The sequence below is a fragment of the Pseudomonas juntendi genome (genome assembly GCF_009932375.1).
Classification (GTDB): Bacteria; Pseudomonadota; Gammaproteobacteria; order Pseudomonadales; family Pseudomonadaceae; genus Aquipseudomonas; species Aquipseudomonas juntendi.
On record NZ_BLJG01000015.1, the window covers coordinates 16,119 to 26,658 of the forward strand.

At 62.0% G+C, this 10,540-nt stretch carries 7 protein-coding genes; 5 read left to right on the plus strand and 2 right to left on the minus strand.

Features of this window, described 5'->3' with window-relative positions; genetic code table 11:
- Positions 1-119: 119 nt before the first annotated feature.
- The gene (gene uvrA / locus GYA94_RS02225; protein ID WP_161891711.1) at positions 120-2,954 is read right to left on the minus strand and encodes an excinuclease ABC subunit UvrA; all 2,835 of its coding nucleotides are present in this window, start codon (positions 2,952-2,954) and stop codon (positions 120-122) included.
- A 129-nt stretch (positions 2,955-3,083) separates the two neighbouring features.
- On the opposite strand from uvrA, the gene GYA94_RS02230 reads away from it, so the two are divergent.
- On the plus strand, positions 3,084-4,478 hold the full coding sequence (locus GYA94_RS02230; RefSeq protein WP_009681966.1) for an MFS transporter: 1,395 nt from the start codon (positions 3,084-3,086) through the stop codon (positions 4,476-4,478).
- Positions 4,479-4,487: 9 nt separating this feature from the next.
- Complete coding sequence (locus GYA94_RS02235; protein ID WP_009681967.1) at positions 4,488-5,036, plus strand: single-stranded DNA-binding protein; 549 nt, start codon at positions 4,488-4,490, stop codon at positions 5,034-5,036.
- Positions 5,037-5,122: 86 nt separating this feature from the next.
- Here the strand turns inward: GYA94_RS02235 and GYA94_RS02240 are convergent, their stop codons facing one another.
- Complete coding sequence (locus GYA94_RS02240; RefSeq protein WP_110676879.1) at positions 5,123-5,623, minus strand: GlcG/HbpS family heme-binding protein; 501 nt, start codon at positions 5,621-5,623, stop codon at positions 5,123-5,125.
- Positions 5,624-5,867: 244 nt separating this feature from the next.
- Between GYA94_RS02240 and fdnG the strand changes: the two genes are divergently transcribed.
- Genes fdnG through GYA94_RS02255 form a run of 3 tightly spaced genes read left to right on the plus strand, consistent with a single transcriptional unit; the run spans position 5,868 to position 10,539 of the window.
- On the plus strand, positions 5,868-8,936 hold the full coding sequence (gene fdnG, locus GYA94_RS02245) for a formate dehydrogenase-N subunit alpha (protein WP_146073866.1): 3,069 nt from the start codon (positions 5,868-5,870) through the stop codon (positions 8,934-8,936).
- Positions 8,936-9,886 carry a formate dehydrogenase subunit beta gene (gene fdxH / locus GYA94_RS02250; protein ID WP_009685687.1) on the plus strand — a complete coding sequence of 317 codons (951 nt, stop codon included), beginning with the start codon at positions 8,936-8,938 and terminating at the stop codon, positions 9,884-9,886. The genes fdnG and fdxH overlap by 1 nt, the downstream gene beginning before the upstream one ends.
- On the plus strand, positions 9,883-10,539 hold the full coding sequence (locus tag GYA94_RS02255) for a formate dehydrogenase subunit gamma (protein WP_161891712.1): 657 nt from the start codon (positions 9,883-9,885) through the stop codon (positions 10,537-10,539). The genes fdxH and GYA94_RS02255 overlap by 4 nt, the downstream gene beginning before the upstream one ends.
- Position 10,540 lies beyond the last annotated feature (1 nt).

Sequence of the window (10,540 nt, forward strand, 5' to 3'; positions counted from 1 at the left end):
TTGCAGCCCATCGCGACACAAGGCCGCTCCTACGGGCGATCGCGCAACCCAAAGGTTCATGCGATCGCCTGTAGGGGCGGCCTTGTGTCGCGATGGGGCGCAAAGCGCCCCCAAATGCCTTAGGCCCGATCCCGCTCCAGCAGCGGTTTCAAGTAATGCCCGGTATACGACTGTTTCATCTCGCTCAGTTGTTCCGGCGTACCGCAGGCAATGATCTGCCCACCCTTGGAGCCACCCTCTGGCCCCAGGTCCACCAGCCAGTCGGCCGTCTTGATCACATCCAGGTTGTGCTCGATCACCACCACGGTGTTACCGTGGTCGCGCAGGCGGTGCAGCACGTCCAGCAACTGCTGAATATCGGCAAAGTGCAGGCCAGTGGTCGGCTCATCGAGGATATACAGGGTCTTGCCGGTGTCACGCTTGGACAGCTCGCGGGACAGCTTGACCCGTTGCGCCTCACCACCGGACAGCGTGGTCGCCGACTGCCCCAGCTTGATGTAGGACAAACCCACGTCCATCAGTGTTTGCAGCTTGCGCGCCAACGCCGGCACCGCATCGAAGAACTCGCGGGCATCCTCGATGGTCATCTCCAGCACCTCGTGGATGTTCTTGCCCTTGTACTTGATCTCCAGGGTCTCGCGGTTGTAGCGCTTGCTCTTGCACACGTCGCAGGGTACGTAGATGTCCGGCAGGAAGTGCATTTCCACCTTGATCAAGCCATCGCCCTGGCAGGCCTCGCAGCGGCCGCCCTTGACGTTGAACGAGAAGCGCCCAGGGCCATAACCGCGGGAGCGCGACTCGGGCACGCCGGAGAACAGCTCACGGATCGGAGTAAAAATGCCGGTGTAGGTAGCCGGGTTCGAGCGCGGGGTACGGCCAATCGGGCTCTGGTCGATATCCACGACCTTGTCCAGGTGCTGCAGGCCGTCCATGCTGCTGTGGGGCGCCGCCTCGATGCTGCTCGCGCCATTCAGGGCGGTCGCTGCCAGCGGGTACAGGGTGTTGTTGATCAGCGTCGACTTGCCCGAGCCAGATACCCCGGTCACGCACGTCAACAAGCCAATCGGCACCTCGAGGTCAACATTCTGCAGGTTGTTGCCGCGTGCCCCCTTCAGCTTGAGTTGCAGCTTCTTGTTGCGCGGCGTGCGCTTGGCGGGCACGACGATCTTCTTGCGCCCCGACAGGTATTTGCCCGTCAGCGAGTCAGGATGCTCCATGACCTCCTGCGGCGAACCCTCGGCAACGATCTGCCCGCCATGTACGCCCGCACCTGGGCCGATGTCCACCACATAGTCCGCCAGGCGGATGGCGTCTTCATCATGCTCCACCACAATGACCGTGTTACCCAGGTCGCGCAGGTGATTGAGCGTCGCCAGCAGGCGGTCGTTGTCGCGTTGATGAAGGCCGATCGACGGTTCGTCGAGAATGTACATCACCCCCACCAGGCCTGCGCCGATCTGGCTGGCCAGGCGGATACGCTGGGCCTCGCCCCCCGACAAGGTGTCGGCACTGCGGTCCAGGGTGAGGTAGTCGAGGCCGACGTTGACCAGGAACTGCAGGCGTTCGCAGATTTCCTTGAGGATTTTCGCGGCAATTTCGCCGCGGCGGCCGGTCAGGGTCAGTTCGGCAAAATAGCTGCTGGCATCGCCAATGGGCAGGTTGGTGACCGCCGGCAGGGTTTTCTCGCCAACCCACACGTGGCGCGCTTCGCGACGCAGGCGGGTGCCGCGGCAGTCCGGGCAGGGCTGGGTGCCGAGGAACTTGGCCAGTTCTTCACGCACGGTGGCCGATTCGGTCTCGCGGTAGCGGCGCTCCAGGTTCGGCACAATGCCTTCGAACGGGTGCGAGCGCTTGACGATATCGCCGCGGTCGTTGAGGTACTTGAAGTCGACACTGTGCTTGCCGCTGCCTTGCAGGATCACCTTCTGGTGTTCGGCAGACAGCTCGCCAAACGGCTCTTCCAGGCTGAAGCCATAGTGCGCCGCCAGTGAGCCGAGCATCTGGAAGTAGTACACGTTGCGGCGGTCCCAGCCGCGGATGGCACCCTCGGCCAAGGTAAGCTCGGCATTGACCAGGCGCTTGGTGTCGAAGAACTGCTTCACACCCAGGCCGTCGCAAGTCGGGCAGGCACCCGCCGGGTTGTTGAAGGAAAACAGCTTGGGCTCCAGCTCGCTGATCGCGTGGCCGCACACCGGGCAGGCGAAACGGGCGGAGAAGATCGTCTCTTCGCCTTGCTCGTCGTCCATCGGTGCCACCAGGGCAATCCCGTCGGCCAGTTTCAGCGCAGTTTCGAACGATTCGGCTAGGCGCTGCTGCAGGTCGGCGCGCACCTTGAAGCGGTCCACTACCACATCGATGCTGTGCTTCTTCTGCTTGTCCAGCTTGGGCAACTCATCAAGCTCATAGAGCTTGCCGTTGACCCGGGCGCGCACGAAACCCTGCGCGCGCATTTCATCGAACACTGCCAGGTGCTCGCCCTTGCGCTCGCGCACTACCGGCGCCAGAAGCATCAGCTTGCTGCCTTCGGGGCGCTCCAGCACCAGGTCGACCATCTGGCTGACGGTTTGCGCCTCCAGCGGAATGTCGTGGTCCGGGCAGCGTGGGGTACCGACGCGGGCGTACAGCAGGCGCAGGTAGTCGTAGATCTCGGTGATGGTGCCGACCGTCGAGCGCGGGTTATGCGACGTCGATTTCTGTTCGATGGAGATTGCCGGGGACAGACCTTCGATGGTGTCGACGTCGGGCTTTTCCATCATCGACAGGAATTGCCGGGCGTAGGCCGACAACGATTCCACGTAGCGGCGCTGGCCTTCGGCGTACAGGGTATCGAACGCCAGCGAAGACTTGCCGGAACCGGACAGGCCGGTGATCACGATCAGCTTGTCCCGGGGCAAGGTCAGGTCGATGTTCTTCAGGTTGTGGGTACGTGCCCCACGAATCAGGATCTTGTCCACTGCGGCCTCGCTTGGCGGGCATAAACAAAGAATTATACGGCCCCCTGCCAGTACGCGGCAAAGCGTCGCGTAGATGCCGTCAAGCTGTCGGACTGATAGAATCGCCGCCGGTTCACACGAGGTTACGCCATGCATGACACCCACAACGAGCGCATGAGCAGCAGCGAAACCCGCGCTGCTGGTGGCCTGGCCCTGGTCTTTGCCTTTCGTATGCTGGGCATGTTCATGGTCTTGCCGGTACTGGCCACCTACGGCATGGACCTGGCCGGTGCCACACCTGCGCTGATTGGCCTGGCCATCGGGGCCTATGGCCTGACCCAGGCGGTATTGCAGATTCCGTTCGGGATGATTTCCGACCGCATCGGGCGGCGCCCGATCATCTACCTGGGGTTGGTGATCTTTGCCTTGGGTAGTGTCCTGGCGGCCCAGGCCGACTCTATCTGGGGGGTGATCGCGGGGCGCATCCTGCAAGGTGCCGGGGCAATTTCGGCTGCCGTCATGGCGCTGCTCTCGGACCTGACCCGTGAACAACACCGGACCAAGGCCATGGCCATGATCGGCATGAGCATCGGCCTGTCGTTTGCCGTGGCCATGGTCGTCGGGCCACTGCTGACAAGTGCCTTTGGTTTGTCAGGATTGTTCCTTGCCACTGCCGGGCTTGCCCTGGTCGGCATCCTGCTGATCGCCTTCGTCGTGCCCAGTACCCACAGCCTTCTGCAGCACCGCGAGTCGGGTGTGGCGCGCAAGGCACTCGGCCCGACCCTGCGTCATCCGGACCTTTTGCGCCTGGACGTGAGCATCTTCGTGCTGCATGCCGTCCTCATGGCCAGCTTCGTCGCGCTGCCCCTGGCCTTCGTCGAGCGTGGCGGGCTGCCAAAAGAGCAGCACTGGTGGGTCTACCTGACCGCACTGTTCATCTCATTTTTTGCAATGGTGCCGTTCATCATCTACGGCGAAAAAAAGCGCAAGATGAAGCGTGTGTTGGCCGGTGCAGTCAGTGTCCTGCTGCTGACAGAGATATACTTCTGGGAGTGGGCTGACGGTTTGCGCGGACTGGTGATTGGCACCGTGGTATTCTTTACCGCATTCAACCTGCTGGAGGCCTCGCTGCCTTCGCTGGTGAGCAAGGTGTCGCCTGCCGGTGGCAAGGGCACGGCAATGGGGGTTTATTCCACCAGCCAGTTCCTTGGTGCGGCACTGGGTGGAATTCTGGGTGGCTGGCTGTTCCAGCACGGTGGGTTGGACACGGTATTCCTCGGCTGTGCGGTGTTGTGTGCAATCTGGCTGATCGTCGCGTTGTCCATGAACGAGCCGCCGTATGTGACCAGCTTGCGCATGCCGCTGACGCCAGAGGCAGCCCGGGAAGCCGGCCTGACCGAGCGACTGATGGCCGTGCCGGGTGTGACCGACGCTGTGGTGGTTGCTGAAGAAGCGGCCATCTATATCAAACTGGATACGAAAATTTTGGACCGTGCGACCCTCGAGCGACTGGTGAATCCAGCCTCTTCGGCGTGCGAAGCCTAGGAGAACGTTATGGCCCGTGGGGTTAACAAAGTCATTCTGGTCGGCACTTGTGGCCAGGATCCCGAAGTCCGCTACCTGCCCAACGGTAACGCCGTGACCAACCTGAGCCTGGCTACCAGCGAGCAGTGGACCGACAAGCAGTCGGGCCAGAAGGTCGAGCGTACCGAGTGGCACCGTGTGTCGCTGTTCGGCAAGGTTGCCGAAATTGCCGGTGAGTACCTGCGTAAAGGTTCGCAGTGCTACATCGAAGGCAAGCTGCAGACCCGCGAGTGGGAAAAAGACGGCATCAAGCGTTACACCACCGAGATCATCGTCGACATCAACGGCACCATGCAGCTGCTCGGCGGGCGCCCGCAGGGCCAGCAGCAAGGCGGTGATCCGTACAACCAGGGTGGCGGCAACTACAACCAGGGTGGTGGTCAACAGCAGTACAACCAGGCCCCGCCGCGCCAGCAGGCCCAGCGCCCGCAACAGGCCCCTCAGCGCCCGGCGCCACAGCAGCCAGCGCCTCAGCCGGCTGCTGACTTCGACAGTTTCGATGACGATATTCCGTTCTGATCAGAACATCAGGCGGCTAGCGAAACCAGAAACCCAGGGCCTTGGCCCTGGGTTTTTTTATGGGTGCAGCAGGCCATAAAAAAACCTCAGAGGGTGCTTTCACCACCCAGTTCTTCAAGCGCCACCCGGGTGAACTGCGCATCCAGCTCCGGCGTTGCGCCGCTGATGCCGATGCCGCCAATGTGCATGCCGTTCTTATCCATGATTGGCAGGCCTCCTTCCAGCAAGGTGAGCCCCGGCAACGATGCATAGGGTTTAGCCGGGTGTGCAGGGCCGTGTTCGCCAGAGGTGGGCGAGGCCAAGGGGAAGCGGGCAGAAGTCTCAGCCTTGAGTTGCGCCAGCTTGATACTGGCTTTGTCTGCGCCGTCCATACGGTGGAAATACTTGGGCTTACCGTGGTTGTCGATGATGCTGATGACGATCGCATGGCCTTGGGCCATGGCCGCCAGTTCGGCGGCTGCCGCCATGTTTCGCGCTTGTTGCGAGGTGAGCGGCGAAGCTGCTTCGTCCGAAGTGGCTGCAGAAGCGGGTGCGAGGATGGCAGTACCGGCGATCAGCAGGCTCAGCAGCAGAGGCTTGGTGTTCATGGGGACAGGTCCTTTGTCGGAATTTTCCTCAATCTAGTAACTTTCTGAGCGGAGTTATGTAGTCCATTTCCGAAAGTGATGAGCCCAGTAACCCGGCATAGTGCTCTCTACCTGACACATGTCATCGCACCTTCTCGATTCTTGACTAGTCTTATCCATTGGCGAGCAGAATTTGGCCCGCCACCGTGACTACCAAGAGGCGCCGGCAATGTTTCGTGCGTCCAAACCTGATCAGGAGTGCACGATGGACCTGAACCGTCGGCAATTCTTCAAGGTCGCCGCTATCGGCCTTGGAGGCTCGAGCCTGGCGGCGTTGGGCATGGCCCCCACGCCAGCCTTTGCCGAGCAGGTGCGCCACTTCAAGCTGGCGCACACCAAAGAGACCCGAAATACCTGCCCTTACTGTTCGGTCGGCTGCGGCCTGATCCTGTACAGCCAAGGCGATGCGGGCAAGAACGTCAAACAGAACATCATTCATATCGAAGGTGACGCCGACCACCCGGTCAACCGCGGCACCCTCTGTCCGAAGGGTGCCGGCCTGCTGGACTTTATCCACAGCCCGAGCCGCCTGCAGTACCCAGAGGTGCGCAAGCCTGGCAGCCAGGAATGGGTGCGGGTCAGCTGGGACGAGGCCCTGGACCGCGTTGCCGACCTGATGAAGCAGGACCGTGACGCCAACTTCATCGAGAAGAACGCCCAGGGGCAAACCGTCAACCGCTGGCTCACCACCGGTTTTCTCGCTGCTTCCGCCGCCTCCAGCGAGGCGGGTTACCTGACCCACAAGGTCATCCGCGCAACAGGCATGCTGGGGTTCGATAACCAAGCACGTGTCTGACATGGCCCGACGGTGGCAAGTCTTGCCCCGACGTACGGCCGTGGCGCCATGACCAACCACTGGTCAGATATCGCCAACGCGAATCTGGTCCTGGTGATGGGTGGCAACGCAGCAGAAGCGCATCCGTGCGGCTTCAAATGGGTGACCGAGGCCAAAGCGCACAACAAGGCGCGGCTTATCGTGGTCGACCCGCGATTTACCCGAACGGCTTCGGTGGCCGACTACTACGCGCCAATCCGTACCGGTACCGACATCGCCTTCATGGGTGGGCTGATCAACTACCTGCTGAGCAACGACAAGATCCAGCACGAATACGTGCGCAATTACACCGACGTGTCGTTCATCGTCAAAGAGAACTATGGCTTCGAAGACGGGCTGTTCAGCGGCTACGACGAGGCCAAGCGCGTGTACGCCGACAAGTCCGGCTGGGGTTATGAACTGGGTGAGGATGGCTACGCCAAGGTCGACCCGACACTGCAGCACCCGCGCTGCGTGTTCCAGCTGATGAAGCAGCACTACAGCCGCTATACCCCGGAGTTGGCGAGCATGACCTGTGGCATGCCGCAGGACGCCATGATGAAAGTCTGGGAAGAGATCGCCAGCTGCTCGGTACCGGGCAAGACCATGACGATTCTCTACGCCCTGGGTTGGACGCAACACTCGATCGGTGCGCAAATCATCCGTAGTGCCGCCATGGTGCAGTTGCTGCTGGGTAACGTGGGCATGCCCGGTGGTGGGGTCAACGCGTTGCGCGGCCACTCCAACATCCAGGGCCTCACCGACCTTGGCCTGCTGTCCAATTCGCTGCCGGGCTACCTGACGCTGGCCGGCGATGCCGAACAGGATTACGCAGCCTATATCGACAAGCGCGCCTCCAAACCGCTGCGCCCGGGGCAGCTGTCTTACTGGCAGAACTACGGCAAGTTCCATGTCAGCCTGATGAAGGCCTGGTACGGTGCCAACGCCACGGCTGAAAACAACTGGGGCTATGACTGGCTGCCCAAGCTCGATGTGCCGGCTTACGATGTGCTGCGCATGTTCGAGATGATGGGCCAGGGCAAGGTCAACGGCTACATGTGCCAAGGCTTCAACCCCATCGCCGCGCTGCCGGACAAGAACCGCGTCACCGCGGCTTTGGCCAAGCTCAAGTGGCTGGTGGTCATGGACCCGCTCGCCACCGAAACCTCGGAGTTCTGGCGCAACATGGGGCCGTTCAACGACGTGGACACGGCCAATATCCAGACCGAAGTGATCCGCCTGCCCACCACCTGCTTCGCTGAGGAAGATGGCTCGCTGGTCAACAGCAGCCGCTGGCTGCAGTGGCACTGGAAAGGTGCCGACGGGCCGGGCGAAACCCGCACCGACGTGCAGATCATGAGCGAGCTGTTCCTGCGCCTGCGTCAGCGTTACCAGACCGAGGGCGGTACCTACCCTGACGCGATCATGAACATCAGCTGGCCGTACAAGATTGCTGATGAGCCATCCCCCGAGGAATTGGCCAAGGAAATGAACGGCTGGGCGGTCACCGACCTTACCGATGCTGCCGGAGCAGCCCTCAAGGCTGGCCAGCAATTGTCGGGCTTCGGTCAACTCAAGGACGATGGCAGCACGGCATCGGGGTGTTGGATCTTTGCCGGCTGCTGGACCGAGCAGGGCAACCAGATGGCTCGCCGCGACAACAGCGACCCGTACGGCATGCACCAGGTGCAGAACTGGGCCTGGGCTTGGCCGGCCAACCGCCGCATCCTCTACAACCGTGCCTCCAGCGACCCGCAAGGCCAGCCTTGGGATCCGGAAAAGAAACGCCTGGTGTGGTGGAACGGCAAGACCTGGACCGGGACCGACGTGCCCGACTTCAAGGTCGACTCGCCACCCGAGGCGGGGATGAACCCGTTCATCATGAACCCCGAGGGCGTGGCGCGGTTCTTCGCCATCGACAAGATGGCCGAAGGCCCGTTCCCCGAGCACTACGAGCCGTTCGAAACGCCGATTGGCATCAACCCGCTGCACCCGCAGAACAAGAAGGCGATCAGCAACCCGGCCGGGCGCATCTTCGACTCGGTATGGGACACCCTCGGCAAGCACGATGAATTCCCGTACGCGGCGACCACCTACCGGCTGACCGAGCACTTCCACTTCTGGAGCAAGCATTGCCGGCTCAACGCCATCGCCCAGCCCGAGCAGTTCGTCGAGATCGGCGAGGTGCTGGCCAATGAAAAAGGCATCAAGGCTGGCGACCGGGTACGGGTGTCGAGCAAGCGTGGCCATATCGACGCGGTGGCGGTCGTGACCAAGCGGATTCGCCCGCTGCAGGTCAACAACCAGACCGTGCACCAGATCGGCATTCCGCTGCACTGGGGCTTCACCGGCGCAACCCGGCATGGCTACCTGACCAACACCCTGGTGCCATTCCTGGGTGACGGCAACACGCAGACGCCAGAGTCCAAGTCGTTCCTCGTCAAAGTGGAGAAACTCTGATGGCCAGCCAAGACATCATCGCCCGCTCGGCCACCACCACCGTGCCGCCCTCGGTACGCCAGCAGCAGGAAGTCGCCAAGCTGATCGACACCACCAAGTGCATCGGCTGCAAGGCTTGCCAGGTGGCGTGTTCGGAGTGGAACGAACTGCGTGACGAGGTCGGCCACAACCACGGCACCTACGACAACCCCCAGGACCTCACTGCCGAGACCTGGACGCTGATGCGCTTTACCGAGCACGAGCGCGACGACGGCAACCTGGAATGGCTGATCCGCAAGGACGGCTGCATGCATTGTGCCGAGCCAGGCTGCCTCAAGGCGTGCCCAAGCCCAGGGGCGATCATCAAGCATGCCAACGGTATCGTCGACTTCAACCAGGACCACTGTATTGGCTGTGGCTATTGCATCACCGGCTGCCCGTTCAACATTCCGCGTATCTCGCAGAAAGACCACAAGGCGTACAAGTGCACCCTGTGTTCCGACCGCGTGACCGTGGGCCTGGAGCCGGCCTGTGTGAAAACCTGCCCGACCGGGGCAATTGTGTTCGGCACCAAGGACGAGATGAAGGTGCATGCCGCCGAACGCATCGTCGACCTGAAATCGCGTGGCTACGACAACGCCGGGTTGTATGACCCGGATGGCGTCGGCGGTACCCACGTGATGTACGTGTTGCACCATGCCGATACCCCCAAGCTGTATGCCGGCCTGCCGGACCAGCCGGTGATCAGCCCGCTGGTAGGGTTGTGGAAGGGCTTTACCAAGCCCCTGGCGTTGTTGGCGATGGGCGCAGCGGTGCTGGCCGGGTTCTTCCACTATGTGCGGGTCGGGCCACAGCGGGTGGAGGAGGACGAACACCCGGCCGCAGCCGACCCGAGCGTGCAGACAGTGGACCCTGCAGTGCATGTCTATGATCCGAGCAAGCCCGGTGGGCAAGGGGAGCAGCGGCCATGAACGACAACAAACCCATCTTGCGCTACAACGCCAACGAGCGCAGCAACCACTGGCTGGTGGCGATCCTGTTCTTTCTCGCCGGGCTGTCGGGGTTGGCGCTGTTTCACCCGGCACTGTTCTGGCTCAGCAACCTGTTTGGCGGTGGGCCGTGGACGCGCATCCTGCACCCGTTTCTGGGGGTGGCGATGTTCGTGTTCTTCGTTGGCCTGGTGGTGCGCTTCTGGCGGGCCAACTTCATCACCTCGAATGATCGCCTCTGGCTGCGCCGGGTTGACCGGGTAATGCGTAACCAGGAGGAGGGCGTACCGCCAATCGGCAAGTACAACGCCGGGCAGAAGCTGCTGTTCTGGACCCTGCTGGTGTGCATGCTGGTGTTGCTGGTCAGTGGTGTGGTGATCTGGCGAGCGTATTTCAGCCACTGGTTCGGCATCGAGGTAATTCGCCTGTCGGCGTTGCTGCATGCACTGGCGGCCTTCGTGCTGATCCTCAGCATTATCGTGCACATCTACGCCGGTATCTGGATCAAAGGCTCGATTGGCGCCATGCTGCACGGCTGGGTAAGCCGCGCCTGGGCACGCAAGCACCATGAACTGTGGTACCGCGAAGTGACTGGCGACAAGCCGCCGAGTCATCACGGACGAAAAGAAGGATGAG

Bases quoted from the DNA above. Each gene is read 5' to 3' on its own strand.
- GYA94_RS02235 (WP_009681967.1), top strand. From the start codon at position 4,488: ATGGCCCGTGGGGTTAACAAAGTCATTCTGGTCGGCACTTGTGGCCAG.
- GYA94_RS02240 (WP_110676879.1), bottom strand. From the start codon at position 5,623: ATGAACACCAAGCCTCTGCTGCTGAGCCTGCTGATCGCCGGTACTGCC.
- fdxH (WP_009685687.1), top strand. From the start codon at position 8,936: ATGGCCAGCCAAGACATCATCGCCCGCTCGGCCACCACCACCGTGCCG.
- GYA94_RS02255 (WP_161891712.1), top strand. From the start codon at position 9,883: ATGAACGACAACAAACCCATCTTGCGCTACAACGCCAACGAGCGCAGC.
- GYA94_RS02230 (WP_009681966.1), top strand. From the start codon at position 3,084: ATGCATGACACCCACAACGAGCGCATGAGCAGCAGCGAAACCCGCGCT.